Source organism: Akkermansiaceae bacterium (genome assembly GCA_019634595.1).
Classification (GTDB): Bacteria; Verrucomicrobiota; Verrucomicrobiia; order Verrucomicrobiales; family Akkermansiaceae; genus Luteolibacter.
In genome coordinates this window covers 1,066,650-1,086,692 of record JAHCBC010000001.1, presented here as the reverse complement: position 1 = coordinate 1,086,692, position 20,043 = coordinate 1,066,650, and the positions used below count along the sequence as shown (strand labels likewise).

Genomic DNA, 20,043 nt, shown 5'->3' with positions numbered 1-20,043 from the left:
GGTCTTGAGGGGATCGGACTCTATCTATTTGCGGAACGTGGAATCCAGGATCACCTCATGGACATAGAAATGGGGTTGGAGACTTTTGGCAGTCGTATCCGCACGCAGGCGGGCGAACAACTGGTGCCGGGTTCCGTCGATCTCGACCGGCCCCACGATGATCCAGTTCCTCAGATCCTCGCCCGTGTGGTCCATGCTCACGTCGATGAGGGTCCCGTTGCGGATCACCTCCGGCACCGCTGTCAGGGCGTTGAGCTTCGGGCCGGAGAAGCCGTGGCCGAGGGATTTCTTGATCGACGCCTCGTTGAAGACGACAGGCCCCAGTCCGGAGCGTTCCAGCCCATGCTGCGGATTCTCCGCCAGCCACCGGTACGCCGCATCGCTGGCTTTCTCCCCGGGTCTTGCCTGGATGACGCCGGTGGTCACCGACGCGAGTGAAGGTCCGTTGACGACGGCTCCCACCTTGTCCGCTGGATCTGATCCTTTGCCGATGGAAAAGGAGATGGTCTTCCCTCCGGGTTCTGTCTGTCGGACGGTGGCCAGAGATGGACCTGCTGTGGAACCAATGGTCCCTTCCTTCCCGGTCAGCCTGCCGAAGAACCCATCATACTCCGCCTGGCTGATGCTGCCGTCCGCCGACTCTTCGCTCAATCTTTGGGAGAAATCTTTCCTTCGATGGCCTTGGCCAGCTCGCCATCATCATAGCCGGTTTTCTTGAACCAGTAGTCCCACTGTTGCAGATGGTTCATCACGTCGGGTTTGAGCCGGCATGAACGCATGAGTTCACTGGTGAGATGCACATAGGTGCGGTTTTCCGGGTGCAATCCGGAGAGTATCCCACGGAATATCTCCGGCCATGATTTGCCTTCGTCCAGAAGGACCCGGATCTGAATGGGATTGTCGTTCATGGTTTTTGGAAGATTACGATAACCTTTGTGTAATTGCCAGGAGTTCCTCGGGTTTCCATCACCTTCGCGGCGGTGAAACCATGCCGTGCGGCCATCTTGCCGGTGAATGTCGCAGCCGCCGCTTCGTCCATTGCCTTGCCGGTGGATGTGAGTTGGTTCGCGGTGTGGATGTTGGAGCGCGGATCGTTATCCGCCGGGTCGTCACAATACCATTCCGCCCTGATGGCTTTCACCCGTTCCCCGAAATGCTCCATCATCCGGTCGAACAGCTCTTTACCCCTGACAGGTGAATTTTCCGCAGGTGTTTTTATCCCGTAGGTGATCACTCCATCCTCATCGAGGAAGGCGGACAGGCTGGGGGATACCTCGGTGGACCTCCGTGCATAGTGGAAGTTGAAGAACTGATCTTCCCCTTCGATTTCCGCTCCTGGGAAACGCTCGCTGTCAGGGATCGCAGGCAGCCTCGCATCGTCTCCCCGTTGTGGGTGGCTCTTGTTATCCGAGCCAATCGAAAACGAAGTCTCCCTGCCGATGCCGGTGCGCAGGCGGACTTCCGCGAGTTCCTTCGACGGGGTGGGTGCCACCTGCAGGTCGATGACGCGCATGCCATCCGCCGTGGCGATGACATTGCCCGGTGTGATGGTGTCCCACACGGTGATGCCGCGGATGGGGTGGATCCAGCGTCCGTCCGGTTGCTCGTGGAAGCCCTTGCCGTTGAGGAAATCCGCCTGCTCCTCCATGGTGGCATCGCGGCCCTCAGCATATCGTTGGGAGATTACAGCGCGGGGTGCATGCTCTCCAGGCAAGGTGACCAGCCCCTCAAAGGCGACATCATCGCCGAAGGCCCGGTTGTGCAGCGCCCAGCGCTCCAGATAGGCGATGGCATCCTCCGCCTGCGCGCCGAAGAGCCCCGGTTTCGTCAGCTTGATGACTCGGCGGCTGGGACCATCAATGATTACAGTGTGCTCTCCTCCGTGAGGGGCATCTTGGCCTCGGAGTCCTTCGATGGGGCCGGGGTCGAGTATGCGTCCATGACGTTGTGCCCACGCCAGGATTCCGGGATCATCGGTGAGTTGCCGCCCTTGTTTAGATTTCCGGCGCTTGCCTTCATTTGTTCGTAGGCCTTCCGGACTTCTTCGGAGGTCATGGGTTTCTGCTCCGAGGGCTTCGAGGATTTGAAGGGGTTCTCGTAGTCTTTCATGGTGTTCATTCTGATCGGTATGGGTGGAAGGGTCAAGCGGGCGGATGAGCGAGGGCGCAGGGCCGAGCGAAAAGGATAGGTCATTCCCGTCATCCAGCAGGCCACCGAGGTTCTCCGGATGGGGCAGAGGATTCGCCGCTGTGGCGGAGTTATCAGGCGATCCGGAACTTGTTCCCTGAAGGTCCGCCTCATTGACAGAATAGATCCATTGGAGTAGCTTGCCACTGTCCTCAATCTCTTCGACGCCGATCTGTTGGCCCTTCGGGTCAACCCCGGGAATCAGGGGTTGGGGATCTTTGCGTTTCCGGAGTTCGGTCAGATCGGAAAGCTCATGGTTGTAGTAGCGGTTTCCGTTGGCATCCGTGTCGATGACGATTCTTGCCACGTAGTCGGTTCCATCAATCGTCACGCGTCTTGCCAAACGATAGCTGTTAGAAGCTCCTTCCCGCTCCCTGAACTGCATCACGGTTGCCCCCGGGATGAGTTCCTTCATCTTCAACAGTGCGGCGGCCTTGCGTGGATTGAGAAGATGCCCGATCGCGTTCTTGACGCCCCGGTTTCTGATCTCGATTTCGCCAATGGATGGGTGGATGGTCTTGCCCTCGGCATTCTGTGACTTCATCCACTGCACCGCTTCCTTGGCCTTGAGGTCGGACGGGATGCCTTCGGTGGATAGCTCGGTGGACTTCTGCCCCTCGATCTCACTCCGGATTGCGATGGCCTCCCTTGGGCTGATCGAGAACGAAGTCGAGATCGGGATGTTCCCCTCCGCGTCCAGCACGGAAGAAGTCCCTTCCTTCCCGGTCAACTTCCCGAAGAACCCTTCATACTCCGCCTGGCTGATGCTGCCGTCCGCCAGCCCGCGGCGGATGGCCACGGAGCGGTCCAGCGCCACGCCGAACCAAGAGCGGATGCCGTCGAAGAACGCCTTGAATTTCCCCGCCGTGCCCTGGCCGGAGAGCCGCGCGATGGCAGCCAGGTTCCGCGAGACCAGCCCCGGCGGCAGCCCGCCATCCTTCCGCGTGCGGAGGATCTCCGCCTCCCGCAGTTCCGCGATGGCCTCGTCCAGATGGACGTCAGTGATCTCCACATCCCCCTCCGGCAGCAGGCGCAGGCTCTGGCCCTCCCGACCCGTGCGGGTGGAGAGCACCGTATCGACCGCACGGAGGAAGGTGATGGCCTCCTGCCGGGTGATGCGGCCGGTGGCCAGCGCCTCTTTCCAGAAACCGTGCGTCTCCTCATGGAAGACGGTGAGCACGGAGGCACCCTGCTGCAGGCGGTTGGTGGTGTGGCGGACGCCTTCCTCGAAATGGGTCGTGCTGCTGCCGAAGATGATGTCGGAAAGCGAGCCGTCCCCGCCGTTGACCAGCTCCCGGGCGCGCAACTGCGCGGCGATGCGTCTGGCCTTTGCCCCGCTCTCCGCGATGGCCTGCGCCAGCGTGAGCCGCTGGCCGGAAGAATCCGCAGCCACTTTGACCGCCGCCGGAAGTGTGTCCTTGATTTGTCCTAGGAATTCACCTATGTTCTGTGCGGGTCCGGGCTGAGAGGTAACCTGGATAGGCGGCTCCGTCTTTCCTAAAGGCCTCTGAGTAGCTCGGGCCCGCTTCGTGTCCGGAGATTCGTAGAGGCCGAATTCATAGAAGTTCTCAGGTGACTCGTTTTTAGGTTTCCGGGCGTTGAACCAGGCGACCGCATGGTGGCCGTCGATTTCCACGGGGATCGCGTAATAGTTGAAGTGGCTGGTGTCGGCTTCCCTTCCTTTGCCCGGTGCGCTGCTGCCTAGGAAGACCGCTTCCTCGGTGATGCTCTCGATCTCGGTCGCCGTCCGGAACGCCTGTTCCTTCCGCAGTTTGGAAGGTGCCTCTCCCCGGCTCTGGGAGTTGAAATGAATGGGGCGACCGCTGTCCTTGTTGATGAGAGTCCGGCCCTGGAGTTTTTCCGCGATGTAATCGCGCACCACTTTTCTCCAGTCCGCGCGGTTGCCCTGCAGGATTTCGGATGGGATGACCAGCGGCTTGATCTGGCGGGCGTCCCTTTCAGGATTGGATGGTGCGATCGAGAAAGATGCGGAACCCGAAATACCATCCTCCGCGATGGCCTGCGCCAGCGTGAGCCGCTGGCCGGGGCGGAAGTCCGTGGTGGTCTGCCGCACGCCCTCCGCGTCCGTGGCGGAGGTGATGCTGCCCGCCTCCAACATGGTCGCCAGGTAGGCGATCTGGTCCGCGTCCGCCGCATGGATGGCATCCGTGTGCGCAGCCGCCATCCGCAGCGCCTCCTCGTTGGTGGCCGCCTTGCCCAGTTCCCGGCCTTCCTTGTCATGGAGTGTCCATCCTCCGTCCGGAGAAGACACGAAGCGGGGCATGTCTCCGCCGATGCGCAGCGTCTCCGCCGCCAGCATCCTCTCCTCTTCCAGCCGCGCGAGATCCTCCACGGCGGTTTTGGCGGACTCGCTGAAAGGATCACGCTCCGCCAGCGCACGGTCCACCGCTTCATTGAGCGAGGCCTGCCCCTGTGTTTTGGCCTCCAGGATGCCGGAGATGCCATCCTGCGTCAGCCCGAAGGCGGCGAGGTGGGTGGGGGATGCCTCCGCAAATGCCTGGGCGCGCTTGTCCCGCGTCCAGCTTCCCTTGCCCGCAGGGATGGCAAGAGGGGACATCGAAAGGAACGTGCTGCCCTGCCGTGTCCAGAAGCCGTCGAAGGCCCCGTCCTTCCCGTTATACCATTCCGGGGCGGGGATGCCGGTCATCTGCGGCAGCGCGGCGGCCAGCTCCTGGACCACGTAGGGCATCTGGTACTGCGCTTCCTCCAGCAGGGTTTCGGACGCTGTGGCGGCGAGACCTGTCCCACCCGCGCGCATCAGGTGGCCGGAGATCCGGCCCTGCACCGCTTTCATGAGCTGTTTCACTCCGGGGGTTCTGCCTACCACGCCGAGGCTCTGCATCCTCTCGACGAATGTCTGTGGAAGCGCCACGACGGACTTCGCGGACTCCGCGAAAAGCGAGGCCGCTTCCTCGTTGCTGCTGCCATGTGCCGCTTTCTGGCTCTGCAGGACGTGGTCCCGCAGGTCGCGGTAGGCGCTGTCCCGCATCGCCTCATACATCATCAGCCCGCCTCCCGGCAGCATCATCATGCCCAGGGAAGCCCCTACCGAGGGGATGCCGTAGATGCCGTTCTCCAGTGTCCTCAAAGAGAAGAAATCCCTGCTGTCCTTTGAGAAATGGCGGATGGGGTCATAGTCCTCCCGCTCCATCCTGCGCACCTCGTCCACGAAGTTCTTCTGCTTCAGACGGTCCAGCCGGATGCGGTCCGCATTCTCCTGTGCTTCTTTTTTTTCCGCTTCAGAGGCTCCCCAGGGTCCTTTGCTGTCGGCCACTCCCTGGTTCATTTCCTCCTCCAGCCCCTTGAGGGTAAAGCGGCTCACCGAACCTCTGCCGAGATCGTCCACCATCCGTCCTCCCGTCTTCAGGAGGTTGGAAACCGCCGATGGCCGTGCTTCCTTGGGCAGGGCTTTCACCAACAGTCCCAGCGAACCGAGAAACGCGCCACGGTCCTCTTCGGAAAGCTTGTCATAAATGTCGAACGCGACCGCACCCGCGTCCCTTTTGGCCATTTCATCCCGCGTCAGGGACACGTAGTGATCCGGCGCGCCGATCGGGCGGAAGACCATATCGAGGAGGATTGCCTTGCCCGTGTTGGAGGGAGATCCGCCACCGCCCTGCTTCATCGCACCCCATACCTCCTTCAGCTCTGGCCCGAAGCGTCGCAGGCTGTCGCCCACCCCATACCGGGTGTCGTTCCACATCTCCATGTAAAGGCTTTCCTGGCCGGGGGCTATCTTCGCAGCGTTCTCCTTCCGCCAGTCCGCGAAGGTGCGTGTCTCACCGGCTCCGGGTTCCAGGGATTGGAGCAGCATGGACTTCGACGCCTCTTCCCCCATGGCCGTGGAAAGGGTCTCGAAATCCTTCCGTCCCTGCGCCGCCTTCACCAGCTCCGCGTGGAAGGCCTCGTCGCTGTCCCCGCCGCGTCCGTGGAACATGACGAGGGACACCTTGTAACGCAGCAGGTCCCTGCCGAGCGGTCCCTTTGGCAGCGGCTTGCCGTGGATGAAGCTGCGGAGGTAGGCGTCCACCGTGACCTTGCGCCACGCGCGCTCCGGGTCCTCTTTGTCAAAGGAGATGTCCACACCCGCCCGCGCCTTCGGGTCGCCCAGCACCGCGCCGAAGATGCGCGTGTGGGCGTCCGCGCGCCACCGCGCCCAGTCCAGCACGTTCTTTTCCTCCGCCGCCCTGCGCCGCATGTCCTCCGCGTTCAGGTGGTGGAGCATGCCCGCCGGTGCGGCGGACGACTGCGGGATGCCGCCGGGGGCATCCGCGGCCGGGACGGTGGTGCCAATCTCCTCCTGCGTCAGCGGGGCGGGTGGAGGCAGCTTCACGGGCTGCGGCTCCGGAGCTGCCGCCGGCACCGTGGCGGCTGTTGGCGGGCTCTCCGGCATGACATGCCCGGAGGTATCTTCCTGCCCCGCCTCCGGCGGCGGGGATGGTTCCAGGGTGGAGGCGGATGCCGCGCGGGACGCGGGGGCGTGGAGGGGGATGGATACGGCCATGACGGAGGGATGGAAATACGGGATGTGTAGTAGGGATGGCGGGCATCAGGCAGTGCCGCGACCGCAGGGCGCATGATGAAACGGTAGGGCCGCGACCGCCGGGCGCGCCGTGGCCGTCTGCAGACAGGTAGGTGATGTCCTATGAAGCATTGCGGCCGCGGTCGCCCCACGGCGCACGGCTTCGGCGCGGCGGACCGCCACGCCCTGTCATTTCTCCAATGGCCCGCTCATGGATGCGGGGTTCCCGGCACGGCGGGCAGCATGGTGCCGGATGAAGCCTCGCGCGGGTATGCCTCCACCAGTTCCTTCGCCTTCGCTTTCATGTCCGCGTCCGTGGCGGCGGGGTTGAGGGAGAACCACTGGATGAACTCCGACTTCGCCTCGCCGTAGTTTTTTTCTGCCAGCCGGTTTTCCTCCGCGTTGCGTTCATCTTCGCCGGGGGCGGGTGGCCCCACGCGGACGGACGGGTCCATCCGCCTGCCGAAGCCATGGTTCGCCCACTCGTCATCGATGGCCTTGAGATAGTTGTCCGCACGGGTGCGGATCTGCCGCTGCTTTCCCTCCCGGGCGTCGCCCAGTTCCTTGATGAACTGCTCCTTCACCGGACCATCCACCAGCCTGCCGATGTCCGTGGCGATGCCCGTGAAGCCGGCGTCATAGTCCTCCGCATCCAAGTTGTAAGCCAGCAGGCGGGAGGAAATGCGGCCCGCCAGTTCCTTCTGCACCTCCGGCGTGCGCAGCCGCGCCGCCTCCTGCCGGTTCACGCGCAGCGACAGCTCCTCCTTCAACTGCACCGCCACGCCCGGGTTCAGCCGCGCCGTCCGCGCGTCGATTTCCTCCGGCTTCGTCACCTTTCCGGAAAGGATGTCGCCGTAAACCTCCTGCCGCGTGAACTCCGTCTCCGTGAGGTGGAGCTGCTTCGCCATCGTCATGCGGTTCGCGTGCTTCACCTCGTCGAAGTCCGGCGCATCCCGGACCGGCGTCGCGTTCGCCTGGATCCACGCGCCGGGGTTCGCATGGATCTCCCTCACCACCTGGTGGTCCGTGCGGGCCGTCTTTGCCTGCGCACGGACCTTTTCGCCCTCCGCCACCGGGACCACTCCGCGTGCCATGGCAGTGTCCACCTCCCGGTCGATCGCGCCGTCATCGTCACCCTCCACTGCCAGCGCCACACGCTGCTGGAAGGCGGCCCTGCCCTGCGCGACGATGTGGCGGCTGGCCTGCTCCGCCCCCTGGATCCTCATGCCGTGGACCATGCGCTGCTGGTCCCCGCGCAGGCGGTCGCGGACCTCCGGCGGGACGCCCGGTGCCTCCAGCAGGGCGGAGGTCTCCTTTGAGAAGGCATCCACGCGCTGGAGAAAGCCCGCGCCGCCGGGGTCATCCGCCATCTGTTTCCCGAACGCGGCCTGGCGCTCCGCCCATGCGGTGCGGATCCTCATTTCCGTGTCCGCGTTCTTCACGTCCTGCAGCCGGTTGGCGATGTCCGCGAACGGCTTCGACACGGAGGCGATGTCCCTCGCCAGTCCCTCCAGCGCGGCGCCGGGTGCACCCGCAACACGCGGATCCATGGTCGCCTGGTTCAGACGGGTGTGTTGTAGGTTCGGTATATCTTCGATGCGGATGGGCATTGGGGGAAGAGTTGATGGTTGATAGTTGAGAGCCGCTGACCGATGACCGATGACCGCTGCTCACCTCCCTGCGAGGTTCAACAGGCGCATGACCTCCTGGTAGGCGGCTTGCTTTTCCTCCGTGTTGCCCTCGGTGTATTGGCGGCCCCAGGTGGGGTCGCTGCCGGACATGATGGACTCCGCGCGCTGGCGGGGGGACTTCAGCTCGCTGAGGCCGTGGGGGGTGCGGGTGGGGTCCTCCCCGGTGCGGCGGGAGAACTCCAGCGCCATGAGGGCGAGCGCGGGGTTGTCGAACATCTCGCCGAGGTAGGGATCGTCCAGGTCGATGCCGGCGGACCCGGCGAGGGTGGAGATGACGTGGCGGGCGGTGGATTTGTTAGGCTCGAAGTCGGCTCCCCAGCGGGAGATGAGGAGGTCCTCCGCCTCCCGCGCGCGGGCGGCCATCTGTTCCTCATGCCCGCCGATGATCTCTCCCTGGATCTTCTGATACTCCCCGACAACGGCGGCGAGGCCGGGGCCGGAGACGTGGTGCTGGTGGGCGATGCGCGCGATGCGGTCGTAGATGCCTTTCTCCGTGTCGCTGATGTGCTCCGGCACGCTGATGCCATACGCCTTTGGCGTGGCCTCCGCGGGGACTTTCGCAAGGGAGTGGAAGCGGGCGATGTCCTCCGGCGCGGATTGCTCGCCCGGATAGACGGGGCCGTTGGCGCGGAGGTGGAGGTAGGACTTCGCGAGCCCGGCGACGTTCTTGAACGTGCCGAGCTGTGCGGCGTGGGGCGCGAATTCCTCCCCGAGCTGGGAATGCCAGCCCGCGGAAAGCGAGCCGTCAGGGGAGATGGCGGATGGTGGTGGGGTGGTGTCGGTCATGCTGGGTTGAGGGTCGGGGGTTGAGAGTTGGAAGAAGTGCCGAGTGATCAGTGATCGGTGATCAGTGCCGGGACGATGGAATGATCAGTTTTCCGCGCTCTTCACTCTTCCACTGCTCACTGCTCACTGATCACTGATCACTTGGCACTCCCCCGAAGGGGGCTATCTCACCCTCTTCGGGCCGCTTTCTCCGGTTTGGTCCTCCGGCTCCGCGAGGTAGCCGTGGATTTCCGCGAGGACGGACTTCCTTCCGTCACGGATGGCGGCGGCGATGGGGTCGTAGGGCTTTCCCCCTGTGGCGGGGAGGAAACTAGGCTTCCCGTAGTGGACGGAGGCCTCCAGCAGGGCGAGCACACGCTTTCCATGGTCCGTCCCGAAGGTCCCCCGGAAGTCGGCCAGGATGGCGGCTCTGCGGGAAATGAGGGCGGCGTCACGATTCTCCAGTCCTTGGTCATGGTGTTTCATAAGTGGGAGCGCCGGACATCGCGGCAGCGTCATGGAGTGCGGCGGCCCTCCGCCGCTTTGGAGGTGGAGGACGCAGCAGGAAAATCATGCGGGCTACGGGGCTGCGGATGGCATCTTCGTCTGGGGGAAATTCATACCTGCCACTGACAGCGGCAGATGACTGCCGCACTCCATGACGCTGCCGCGACAGTGGAGATCCCACCCCTTCTCCACTTCAGCGTTCGATGTTGGACGTTCGACGTTCGATGTTCACTGTACAAGCCCCGCCAAATCCTGGATGCCCTGTGCGCCGCCGAGGTTTTTCACGGCTCCGGTGGCCTGGGCGGCGGCCTGTATCTCGGCGGCCTGGGCGCGGCCTTCGCGGATCTCCGCGATCTCCTCCGCGCTGCGGATGAACTGTTCCGGCAGGCCCTTGTAACGGAAGAACGCGGGGCCGATGGCGTCGGTGTTGAGGAAGTCGAGCGCGCCGGGATCGTTCTGCACGATGGGGGCCAGCACGCCCAGGCACTCGGAAAAGTTGGCGATCTGCGTCTGCTCCAGCGCCAGCGCCATGATGGAGGTGTATTCCACGGACGGCTCCGCGATGAATGCACCCAGCGAATCCTCACCGAGGACGGAGGGCGGCGGCGCGGGCAGCTCCCCCTGGCGCAGCAGGATGGCGAAGGCGCGCTTCAGCACCGGTCCCTGGAACTCCCGCGTGAGGTTGGCGAAGATGGGGTGGAACAGCTCCCGGCTTTCCGTGACGATGGCGCGGACCTCCGTGGCGGTGGCGGTCCGGTCGAGTTGGGAAATGGCGCTGAACAACGGCACGTAGAACGCCTCCTCGATCGCGCGCCGCTTGTCCGCCGCGCCGTCCTTGGCGATGTCATACCTGCCGTTGGTCAGCCATTCGCGCGGCTCATGTCCATTACTAGGGTCATAGCAGGTCAGCCCCAGCGCGCGGAAGTCGATGTCGCCCTTGATGTTCGCCGGATAGAGCACGCGCGGGAACGCGGAGATCTCCAGCAGGGTGTCCTTCATCTGCTCGATGAAGTTGGCCTGCGTGGCCTCCGGCAGCGCGAGGTAGGAGGGCGCCCAGCCATACGGGCTGTCCCCCCACAGCTCCCAGCGGGAGACGGCGACGGGGAACTCGTCAAAGCCTTCCTCCCGCAGCAGATGCCGCTCCGCGCAGAGGATGTAGGTGCTTTCATACGCCTTGTTGCGCGCGTTGCTGCGGCGCGGATCGCGCTGGAGCCGGGGGCGGATGGTGTGGCGGATCTCCAGCGGGGCCAGCGCGGCGGCGGGGTCCTCCAGCTTTTTCAGGACGCAGGCGGGCGTGTCCTTTTCGCCGAACATCTGGAGGATCTGCTTCGGCGTCAGGTGGAGCAGCCGCGTGATGGTGTCCACCTCATCCCGCTCGTCGTGCGCGACGGAGTAGGTGCCGATGGGGTAGGAGCGGAAGTGGAGGCCGCGGTTGTGCTTTCCGGGCAGAACTTCCAGCGCGGCGGTGCCGAACGCGCCGCGGTCCAGGTAGTGTTCGTGCGCGCGGTTGTAGAAGTTCGATGCGGAAAGCTTCCGCGCCAGCACCTCCCCGCACTTCTGGTACCAGGCGACGGCGGACGGTTCCTCCGCCAGTTCATCCGGCGGGCGCAGGGCGAACCAACGCGCGCCCATGGGGGTGATGCGGGCCGCCTGGCCGTTGGCCAAAGTGCGGTTCGCCCGCATGGCCGTGCCGTCGAAGGACTCCGCCATGCGCGTGCGGTCCGGCAGGCCGCCGGTGTGGGCGGCGCTGCGGCTGGAGGTCAGGCCGCGCCGTGGGTGGACCACCGCCGCCAGTTCATCCCACAGGGCGTCCCACGGCGCGCGCCGGGCGTCCAGCGCGGCTCCGTGGCTCAGGATCTCATCCACCCGCGCCTTCGTCCCGGCGGTGTCCGTGGCTTGTTTCATCTTTGTCTGGTAAATAGGAATTTTGAGAAGTGGGAACATCGAACATCGAACGCCCAACATTGAACGTCGAAGTGAAGAAAGGACTGGAGGAGTTGGTGACGGTCAGGAGTCCGTCGGCGGCAGGCATCTTGGCCCCTGCATCATGCATCCCGTATCCTGCATCCTGATATTCACCCCAGGGTGTTCTTCGTCCCGTCCGTGCCACCGAGCGAGCCGAGGCCGCCGGGGCGGAGGATGGTTTTGGAGAAGTCGTAGCGTTTCCGCTCCCGCTTCTTCGCGGCGGCGGTTTCCTGCGCGATGTCAGCGCCGGTGGAGGACATCGGCGGTGGCGGTGGCGGCGGATCTTTCGGTTTTTTCGCGGAACCCATGCGGCGGATGATGCCCGGTGGAAAGACGGAGGGTGAACTGAACACCTGGCCAATTTTTTTCCAGGAACGATGGGGGTTGGCGGACGTGGGAGGTAGCGGAAGTCGTGAGACTTCCGGCGGGAGGGAAGTCCATCGGGAACCGGAGCGGGATTGTCGGATGGCATGCACCCCGCGAAGAGGGCGCAACCATCCCGCTACACCCGGGATCCGCCCGCAGAGGTAGCGGAATGGCTGCGCCATTCCGGCTGGGGAAATCCACCGTCATCCCCACGATGCCGAACGGGAAAGGATGACATCGGCGGCGTGGCGGGACCGGCTGGAAGCAGACATCCACCCTGCCGTGATGGCGCAGCCATCCCACTACGGAGAAGCAGCGGCGCGCCCGGCGGTCGCGGCCCCACCGTGATTTTCAGATCTTCCTTCCGCCGCGTGTTTCCCGTATCCATCATTTCCTCAAATGATGATCCGCCTCCACCTCACCCGCGCGCTGCTGGCGGCTGGCATCAGCCTGATGTTCTGCTCCGCCCTGCCGCTTGTCCTCCACATCGGCGGCGGTCTCCTGGGCGGCCGCGGATTTCCTGTCCATATGGAGCTGCGGTGGATCCTGGAACAACAGGTCCAGGTCATGATCATCTTCGCGGCGCTGCCGCTGCTGCTGACCTTCCCGCTGGCCGCGCTATGGTTCGCGGGGCACACAAGGCGCACGCTGTCCATCCCGTGGATGGCAGCCGTCTGCGGCGGCTGCCTCGGCATCCTCCTGTCCCCGGCATGGTATGTGATCGGGACTGTCCTGGATCAGGGTGGCTGCGCTTTGTCGGTCGATGATTACCTCGACGGCTTCCACTTCCTCGGCCCTGTCTCCGCCATCACCGGCGCGCTTTATTTCTTCCTCCATTCCTTCTTCATCCGGCAGGCTCTCGGGAAGAAGGCATGGCTGGAAGCGCGGGTGTGATCTTCCCAATATCCACTCTCCGATCATCAATATTCAATCCAGATGCTCCGCCTCCACCTATCCCGTGCCCTGCTGGCGGCTGGCATCGCCTGTAGCATATGCGCCATGCTGCCTGTGGCGGTGAGCTTTATCATAATACAGTTTGGCGGACACGCCCCCGCCGCCGCCGACTACCTGGGGTCGCTCCTGATGCGGCTGCCAAAGATCCTCTGCTTCTACGCCGCGCTGTTCCTTCTGGTGTTGTCCGTCCCCTTGGCGATCCTATGGAACTATACGCCATCGCGGCGCATGCTTTCCGTGCCGTGGATGGCGGGTGTCTGCGGTGGCTGCCTGGGCATCCTCCTTTCCCCCGCGTGGTATATAGGTGTCTTCGCACTGCATGGTGCATTTTTCAGGATGTCACTCTCGAGCTATCTGGGGACCACCCACAACCTGCTTCCTTACACCACCATCACCGGCGCGCTTTATTTTTTCCTTCATTCCTTCTTCATCCGGCAGGCTCTCGGCAGAAAAGCATGGCAGGAAACACGGATGTGATCTCCATCCGGTTTCCAGCATCCAACACCCATTTCCCATGTGGCGTCTCCATCTCTTCCCTGCGCTGCTGGCGACCTCCATCACCGGCGGCGTGTGCGCGATACTGCTATTCGGGAAGATGATCGCGGCGAGGACAGCCCATGGATTCGGACTTCCCAATGCTGTGGATCTGGGATGGTTCCTGGCGGACCTGCCGAAGGTCCTGTCGTCCTTCGCCGTGCTCCACGCGCTGTTGGCCGCCGCGATGGCACTCCTCTGGAAACACGCACCGTCGGTGCGCCTGCTTTCCAGACCGTGGATGTCAGCCGTTTGCGGCGGCTTCCTCGGGATCATCCTTTCCCCGGGGATGTATATGGCGTATCTCATCATCCATCGTGAACTCCGCCATCTTGCGGTGGACGATTATCTGAACTTCATCGACTACCTGGGCTTCTTCGCCACCATCACCGGCGCGCTTTATTTCTTCCTCCACTCCTTCTTCATCCGGCAGGCTCTTGCGAAGAAAGCATGGCTCGCGGAGCGGGTGTGATCCCGATTCCCCCCAATCATCCAATCATCCAATCATCCAATCACCCATCTCCATTCCCCATGTTCCGCTTCCATCTCACGCGCGCGTCGCTGGCCGCTCTCATCACACTGTCCATCGCCCCGGGGGTGATCCTCATCATCGAGGTGATCGAACGGCTGTCGAAGGGGCGAACGCTGGCCACGACGAGCACGATCGAAAGATTCGCCCGGGACCTGCCGCGGATCACGGGCATCTTCGGCATGCTTGTGCTGATGGTCGCGGCACTGATGACAGTGCTGTGGCTGCTGCCCGCCACGCGGCGGTGGTTCCGGCGGTCATGGGTGGCGGCCATCGCGGGCGCGGTGTGCGGGGTGCTGCTGACCTGGCCGTGGATGGAATCCTTCTCGATCTTCTTTCCCTTCCGCAGCCCCATGACCTGGGAGAGGTTCGTCGAGGCTGCTCCCATCCTCATGCCGCTGGCCGCCTTTCCCGCCGCGCTTTTCGCGTTCCTCCACGCGTTCTTCGTCAACAGCGCCATCGCAAAGAAGAAGTGGCTGGAGGAGCAGGGGAGGGACGTGCCGGGGGGCGCGTGACACCCGGGTAGCGTCATGGCTGCGCCATGACGGCTGGGGGGATCCACCCCAATACCAGGATCCCACCACGCGGGAGTGAGGCCCGTGTGACCTCCGGTCCCGGACGAGGGCGCATCGGCGTGCGCCAAGGGTAGCGAAGGTCGTGAGATCTTCGGCTGGGGGGAAGTCTATGGGGGACCGGAACGGGTTTGTTGGATGACATGCAGCCCGCCGAAGCTCTCACGAGCTTCGCTACGCATGCTCCTACTTCATCCACTTCTCCAGGAAGGCCAGCACCACCGGCCGCAGGTCCTGCTGCTTTGGCTGGAGGTCGAAGGAATGCGGCCCGCCCTCCACCTCGACGTATTCATGCCTCGCGCCGAGTTCCTTCATCTTCGCCACCAGGGCGCGGGAGTGGCTGATGTCGCACGTCCCGTCCTTCGTGCCGTGGACCACCAGGATGGGCGGGGAGTCCTTTTTCACCATGGCGACCGGGGAGCCTTTCCGCACATTCTCCGCCGTTTCCTCCGGGGTCTTTCCGGCGAAGCGAGGCGCGCGTTTCGCGTCGATCTCCGTCGGTCCGTAGAAGTCGATGATGCAGGCCACATCGTTCCGCTGGTCCGTGTACAGCCCGCCCTTGTTCAGCTCCGCGTCATCCGCCGTCAGGCCCACGCACAGCGCCAGATGCGCTCCGGCCGATCCACCGGAGACGGCGACGCGCCCCGGGTCGATGCCGAACCGCGCGGCCTCCTGGCGGATGAAACGCAGCGCCGTCTTGCAGTCATGGATGTTGCGCGGCCACGGCGCGTCCTCCGGACCGGCCTCCTTGTCCGCCACGTGGTAGTCGATGGAGAATGCCGCATAGCCATGCTCCGCCAGCGTCCGGCAGACGTTCAGCTCCCGCTTCGCGGACTTGCTCCCGCCCACCCATCCGCCGCCGTGGATCCAGATGACCACCGGGTCCGGCCCGGGAAAGCGGTCCTCCGCCGGCAGGTAGGCGTCCATTTTCTCCGTCCGCCCCTCACCGAGAAAAGCGATGTCTTTCTCGATGCGGACCTCCCCGGCCATCGCGGCGGGGCAGAGTGACAGCATGGGCAACGCGGCGACAGAAAACAGGCGGGCTTTCATCATGCCTGCCATCCAAGCGTCCCGATGGGGAAAGGCAAGGCCGGGGGTTGGGGAACGTCGAACATCGAACGTCGAACGTCCAACATCGAAGGTTGAAGTGAAGAGAGAGCGCCCCTCCATTTTTCTCCGCTCGCAGGGGTGGCGGAAATCGTGAGACTTCCGGTTGGAGAGACGTCCATGGTGGACCGCAGCCGGTTGGCGGATGGAGGATACTCCCCGCCGAAGCTCTCACGAGCTTCGCTACGCTTGGACTGCTCACGGATCACCTGGCACTCCCCCGCAGGGGGCTAAAGCACCCATCCCTCCCTCGGCTGGCGGGAGAGGAATTTCGCGGCTCCTTCCACATCGGCGCGGAGGGTCTTCGCGTCCCACTGGATGCGGCTGCCGGTGCGGTAGGCGACGTTGCCCAGGTGGTTGGCGATGGTGAGCGGCCCGGCATACGTGGCGAAGGGACTGTCGGTCGGCGTGCCGTTACGGATGGCGTCCAGCCACTGGCGGTGGTGGCCGGGGGAGGGGAGGATGCTGGCGGGCGGCGGGGTGAAGTCCTTGAAGACGTCTTCCGGCAGGAGCTTGTGCTTGCCGTAGTCGGAGATGAGCATGCCCTTGTCGCCGATGAAAAGGACGCCGCTGTCCCATTTGGCGAGCTGCGGATCGTCCCGCCACACGGTGGGTTTCATGGCCGCGCCCTGGTGCCAGTGCAGGGTGCAGGCGGGCATCTCTCCGCGCGGGCCGTATTCGTAGCGGGCGGTCATGGCGGCGGGCGCCAGGTCGGGATGCGCGGGGCCGTGGGGAGAGGTGGCCTCCACGGCGAGCGGTGCCTCCAGCTTCAACGCCCACCACGGCAGGTCGTTCCAGTGGCTGCCCAGGTCGGACATGGTGCCGCTGCCGAAGTCCCACCAGCGGTACCACTTCGGCCCCGGCAGATAGACGGGATCGAACGGACGGAAAGGCGCGGGTCCCAGCCACAGGTCCCAGTCGATGTTCTCCGGGACGGCTGCTCCGCCCGCCGGACGCTCCGTGATGTGGACGATGTCGCCGTAGCGCTTCGCGTCCTCCGCGCTCTGCAGGCCCCAGCTCCGGGAAACACAGACGTGGCACTCCCGCACGTGGCCGATCGCACCGGACTGCACCAGCTCCACCACGCGGCGGTAGTTCTCCCCGGCGTGGATCTGGGTGCCCATCTGCGTGGCCACGCCCGCCTGCCGCGCGGCGTCCATGACCAGCGCGGCCTCCGCCACATTGTGAGTGAGCGGCTTTTCACAATACACCGGCAGCTTCCGCCGCAGCGCGGGCATGGTGGCGTAGGCGTGCGTGTGCTCCGGCGTGGAGACGACGACGGCGTCGATGTCCTTGCGGTCGTCGTAAAGCTTGCGGAAGTCCTTGTAGCGGCCCGCGCCGGGGAACTTCGCCGCGGCGGCATCCAGCGCGAGCGAGTCCACATCGCACAGCGCGACGACGTTCACCATGTCCGGGTGCGCGGCCACCGCTCCCAGGTTCCCGCCGCCACGGCCACCCACGCCGATGAACGCGACGTTGATCTTCGCGTTGGGCGACGCGCCCCTCACGATGGCGGGAAAGCCGAGCGCCGCGCCTGCGGCGGTGGCCTGGAGGATGAAGCGGCGGCGGCTGGTGGCGCTGGGCGGGGTCATGGTATGGGGAGTGTGGGTTTCCCGGACGGAGTGGCGGGACACCCTTTCATACACAGGATGTGGCCGGGTTCTTCGGTGCTTTTCCTTCATATGCTGATCCTTATTGGTCAGGTGGATCGGGGAGTAGCGAATCTCGTGAGAGATTCGGCGGGGCGTCGATCCTTCCGCAAACCGACTCCGGTTCCCGATGGACTTCCCCCCAGCCGGAAGTCTCACGACTTCCGCTACCCCTCGCGGTCCCCTCCGAAAAAATTCCCAAAAACACGAAACATTCCGCTATTTTCCCAGTTACTACACCCTAGCCATGCAACCCTTCGGCAAAACCCTGCTGTTTTTCGCGTTTGCGCTAGGAATCGGATCCCTGACGGCGAAGCCGCTCACGGCGAAGCAGGCACAGGATGCCGCCGCCCGGATCGACTCGCTGCTCGGGCAGGACCTGAAGGCGGCGAAGCTGCAGCCGCTGGGCCGCATCGATGACGGCAGCTTCCTGCGCCGCGCCTACCTGGGCATCATCGGGCGGATCCCGACGGAGGAAGAGGCGCGCGCGTTCCTGGAAAGCCGCGCGCCGGACAAGCGGTCGGCCTTGGTCGATTCCCTGGTCGCATCGCCCGGCTTCGACAGCCATCTGTTCAACTGGACGGCGGACCTGCTGCGCGTGCAGACCGGGCGTGAGGGAGGAGCCGGCCAGGGCTGGCACGTGTGGCTGCGGGAGTCCCTCGCCGCGGACAAACCGTGGGATGCCATGGTCCGTGAAATGCTCTCCGCCACGGGCCACGCGGCGCGCAACCCGGCGGTGGGCTACTACCTGCGGGACCGGGCGATGCAGTTGGATAATTTCAGCAACTCCATGCAGGTGTTCCTCGGACGCCAGATCGGCTGTGCGCAGTGCCATGACCATCCGTTCGATGACTGGACGCAGCATGAGTATTACCAGATGGCGGCATTCACCGGCGGCTTCACCTACCGCAGCGCGGAGGTGAAGGAGACGACCGACCGGGTGGCCAGGGAACTGGGTCCGCCGATGCCCCCTCCACTCCCCGCACCACCGAAGGCGAAGCCGGAGGAGAAAAAGACGGCGGAGAAGGTGAACGCGGAGAAGGACCCGGTGAAGGCAAGGGCGGCGCTGCGGGCGAAGCAGGAAGCGGAGACAAAGGCGAAAGCGGCCGCCCGCGCGGCGCGCAACGAGGAAGTCCGCAAGCGGAATGAAGCGGTGCGCCAGCGGAACCTGGAGCTGAACCGCTACGCGAAGATCCTCCAGCCGCTCTACCAGGACTTCAACCGCAGCGCGATCTATGATGATCCCACCAGGATGCTGAAACTGCCGGAGGACTACGCCTACCGCGACGCGAAGCCGAAGGATGTGGTCCCTGCGGAGACGCTCTTCGGGGAGGAGCTGAAGGACGTGCCACCTGCGGAAAGGCGCACCGCCTTCGCAAAGTGGGTCACCTCGCGGGGGAATCCGTATTTCACGAAAGTCATCGCCAACCGGATGTGGGCGCGTTCCTTCGGCCATGGCCTGCTTGACCCCGTGGACGACTGGAACGACGACAGCAAGCCGTCCCACCCGCAGGTCATGGCCTTCCTGGAGGAGGCGATGAAGGCGGTGGACTACGACCTGCGCCAGTTCTCCCGCATCCTCTACCGCACCAACCTGTTCCAGCGTGAGAACGATCCCGTGGAACCGGAGCGCGGCGTGCCCCACCTGGTGCGCGGCCCCGCCCTCCAGCGCATGACCGCGGAGCAGCTCTATGACTCCATGGTGGTCCTCACCCGCGGCGAGGTGGATGATACCATGCTGCCGGCGAACAAGGAGAAGTGGATCGCCTACACCGCTGCCGTGGAGAAGCTGCTCACCGCCGGCTCCCGCCAGTTGGTCGCCCTGGGAGAGGCCACCAGCAAGGCGGAGACCGCCTTCCTCGACTCCCGCACGGAGGTCCGGCAACTGCGCGCCAAACTGGCTGAAACCCGCGACCAGGACGAGCGGAAGAAACTCACCGCCCTCATGCAGGCCGCGCAGAAGTCCGCGGATGAGAACCGCCGCATGAGCAGCCCGCTCACCGCCGCGTCCACCCTCACCGTCGCGACCGGCGCCCCCTCCGCAGGCATGTCCTCCATGGGCGGCATGTCCATGACCATGGCGGAGGAAGACGGCGGCATGAACAGCCGCGGAAGCGAAGGCGCCGCGCGGAACAGGGCCCGCGCATCCGAGCTGCCCGCCCCCTTCAACCCCGGCACCATCGTCCGGGAGTTCGGCGGGTCCGACCGCGGCACCCCGTCCTCCAGCCACGCCACGCCCACCGTGCCACAGGCGCTCGCCCTGCTCAACGACCCGAACACCGACGTCAGCGGCGGCAGGAAGACCGTCCTCAACCAGCGCCTGGCAAAGATCTCCACCCCGGAGGAACGCCTGGAGATCGTCTTCCTCCGCATCTACTCCCGCCTGCCGGACGCGGGGGAAAAGGAACGCTTCACCCCGCTCGCCGCGGACCCCAACTCGCTCCGCGACCTCACCCGCGCGATGATGACCTCCAACCGCTTCCTCTTTGTTCCCTGAACTCCGATGCCAACTCCGGATCGATGGGGGGGATGACCACTGATTTCACTGATTCCACTGATTGTTCTTTTGCCATGCCTTCAGATATCCGTCCGATCAATTTCCCGTCCGTCGCACTGGAAGCATAATCCGAACTCCCTTCTTCAATCTGCGTAATCAGTGAAATCAGTGAAATCA

Annotated in this window: 15 protein-coding genes; 5 read left to right on the top strand and 10 right to left on the bottom strand. The window is 64.5% G+C overall.

Features of this window, described 5'->3' with window-relative positions; all coding sequences use genetic code 11:
• Positions 1-24: 24 nt before the first annotated feature.
• The 8 genes from KF712_04620 to KF712_04585 form a co-directional block, all read right to left on the bottom strand.
• On the bottom strand, positions 25-651 hold the full coding sequence (locus KF712_04620; protein MBX3740250.1) for a hypothetical protein: 627 nt from the start codon (positions 649-651) through the stop codon (positions 25-27).
• The gene (locus KF712_04615; protein MBX3740249.1) at positions 648-908 is read right to left on the bottom strand and encodes a hypothetical protein; all 261 of its coding nucleotides are present in this window, start codon (positions 906-908) and stop codon (positions 648-650) included. Before KF712_04615 ends, KF712_04620 begins: the two co-directional genes overlap by 4 nt.
• Complete coding sequence (locus KF712_04610; protein MBX3740248.1) at positions 905-6,712, bottom strand: hypothetical protein; 5,808 nt, start codon at positions 6,710-6,712, stop codon at positions 905-907. Before KF712_04610 ends, KF712_04615 begins: the two co-directional genes overlap by 4 nt.
• A 227-nt stretch (positions 6,713-6,939) precedes the next feature.
• Positions 6,940-8,340 carry a hypothetical protein gene (locus KF712_04605; protein MBX3740247.1) on the bottom strand — a complete coding sequence of 467 codons (1,401 nt, stop codon included), beginning with the start codon at positions 8,338-8,340 and terminating at the stop codon, positions 6,940-6,942.
• Positions 8,341-8,400: 60 nt separating this feature from the next.
• The gene (locus KF712_04600; protein MBX3740246.1) at positions 8,401-9,207 is read right to left on the bottom strand and encodes a hypothetical protein; all 807 of its coding nucleotides are present in this window, start codon (positions 9,205-9,207) and stop codon (positions 8,401-8,403) included.
• A 162-nt stretch (positions 9,208-9,369) separates the two neighbouring features.
• Positions 9,370-9,672 (bottom strand): hypothetical protein, encoded by a 303-nt coding sequence (locus KF712_04595; GenBank protein MBX3740245.1) that lies wholly within the window; start codon positions 9,670-9,672, stop codon positions 9,370-9,372.
• Between the two features lie 249 nt (positions 9,673-9,921).
• On the bottom strand, positions 9,922-11,598 hold the full coding sequence (locus KF712_04590) for a head-tail connector protein (protein MBX3740244.1): 1,677 nt from the start codon (positions 11,596-11,598) through the stop codon (positions 9,922-9,924).
• 170 nt (positions 11,599-11,768) lie between these two features.
• On the bottom strand, positions 11,769-11,966 hold the full coding sequence (locus tag KF712_04585) for a hypothetical protein (GenBank protein MBX3740243.1): 198 nt from the start codon (positions 11,964-11,966) through the stop codon (positions 11,769-11,771).
• Positions 11,967-12,423: 457 nt separating this feature from the next.
• Between KF712_04585 and KF712_04580 the strand changes: the two genes are divergently transcribed.
• From KF712_04580 to KF712_04565, 4 genes are read left to right on the top strand one after another with little or no spacing between them, the layout of a single operon-like run.
• Complete coding sequence (locus tag KF712_04580) at positions 12,424-12,918, top strand: hypothetical protein (protein MBX3740242.1); 495 nt, start codon at positions 12,424-12,426, stop codon at positions 12,916-12,918.
• A 42-nt stretch (positions 12,919-12,960) separates the two neighbouring features.
• Positions 12,961-13,455 carry a hypothetical protein gene (locus KF712_04575; GenBank protein ID MBX3740241.1) on the top strand — a complete coding sequence of 165 codons (495 nt, stop codon included), beginning with the start codon at positions 12,961-12,963 and terminating at the stop codon, positions 13,453-13,455.
• A 37-nt stretch (positions 13,456-13,492) separates the two neighbouring features.
• A complete protein-coding gene (locus KF712_04570) occupies positions 13,493-13,984 on the top strand; it encodes a hypothetical protein (GenBank protein MBX3740240.1) in 492 nt (163 codons plus the stop codon).
• Between the two features lie 59 nt (positions 13,985-14,043).
• Positions 14,044-14,556 (top strand): hypothetical protein, encoded by a 513-nt coding sequence (locus KF712_04565; protein MBX3740239.1) that lies wholly within the window; start codon positions 14,044-14,046, stop codon positions 14,554-14,556.
• Positions 14,557-14,799: 243 nt separating this feature from the next.
• On the opposite strand, the gene KF712_04560 is transcribed toward KF712_04565, so the two are convergent.
• Both KF712_04560 and KF712_04555 read right to left on the bottom strand, forming a co-directional pair.
• Entirely contained in the window at positions 14,800-15,666 is an 867-nt protein-coding gene (locus tag KF712_04560) for an alpha/beta hydrolase (protein ID MBX3740238.1), read from the bottom strand.
• A 284-nt stretch (positions 15,667-15,950) separates the two neighbouring features.
• On the bottom strand, positions 15,951-17,312 hold the full coding sequence (locus KF712_04555; protein MBX3740237.1) for a Gfo/Idh/MocA family oxidoreductase: 1,362 nt from the start codon (positions 17,310-17,312) through the stop codon (positions 15,951-15,953).
• Between the two features lie 304 nt (positions 17,313-17,616).
• Here KF712_04555 and KF712_04550 point away from each other — a divergent pair, with 304 nt between their 5' ends.
• Positions 17,617-19,866 (top strand): DUF1549 domain-containing protein, encoded by a 2,250-nt coding sequence (locus KF712_04550; protein ID MBX3740236.1) that lies wholly within the window; start codon positions 17,617-17,619, stop codon positions 19,864-19,866.
• The last annotated feature ends 177 nt before the right edge of the window (positions 19,867-20,043 follow it).

Bases quoted from the DNA above. Each gene is read 5' to 3' on its own strand.
- KF712_04590 (MBX3740244.1), bottom strand. From the start codon at position 11,598: ATGAAACAAGCCACGGACACCGCCGGGACGAAGGCGCGGGTGGATGAG.
- KF712_04550 (MBX3740236.1), top strand. From the start codon at position 17,617: ATGCAACCCTTCGGCAAAACCCTGCTGTTTTTCGCGTTTGCGCTAGGA.
- KF712_04605 (MBX3740247.1), bottom strand. From the start codon at position 8,340: ATGCCCATCCGCATCGAAGATATACCGAACCTACAACACACCCGTCTG.
- KF712_04575 (MBX3740241.1), top strand. From the start codon at position 12,961: ATGCTCCGCCTCCACCTATCCCGTGCCCTGCTGGCGGCTGGCATCGCC.
- KF712_04610 (MBX3740248.1), bottom strand. From the start codon at position 6,712: ATGGCCGTATCCATCCCCCTCCACGCCCCCGCGTCCCGCGCGGCATCC.
- KF712_04595 (MBX3740245.1), bottom strand. From the start codon at position 9,672: ATGAAACACCATGACCAAGGACTGGAGAATCGTGACGCCGCCCTCATT.
- KF712_04570 (MBX3740240.1), top strand. From the start codon at position 13,493: ATGTGGCGTCTCCATCTCTTCCCTGCGCTGCTGGCGACCTCCATCACC.
- KF712_04600 (MBX3740246.1), bottom strand. From the start codon at position 9,207: ATGACCGACACCACCCCACCACCATCCGCCATCTCCCCTGACGGCTCG.
- KF712_04555 (MBX3740237.1), bottom strand. From the start codon at position 17,312: ATGACCCCGCCCAGCGCCACCAGCCGCCGCCGCTTCATCCTCCAGGCC.
- KF712_04580 (MBX3740242.1), top strand. From the start codon at position 12,424: ATGATGATCCGCCTCCACCTCACCCGCGCGCTGCTGGCGGCTGGCATC.
- KF712_04585 (MBX3740243.1), bottom strand. From the start codon at position 11,966: ATGGGTTCCGCGAAAAAACCGAAAGATCCGCCGCCACCGCCACCGCCG.
- KF712_04615 (MBX3740249.1), bottom strand. From the start codon at position 908: ATGAACGACAATCCCATTCAGATCCGGGTCCTTCTGGACGAAGGCAAA.
- KF712_04565 (MBX3740239.1), top strand. From the start codon at position 14,044: ATGTTCCGCTTCCATCTCACGCGCGCGTCGCTGGCCGCTCTCATCACA.
- KF712_04560 (MBX3740238.1), bottom strand. From the start codon at position 15,666: ATGATGAAAGCCCGCCTGTTTTCTGTCGCCGCGTTGCCCATGCTGTCA.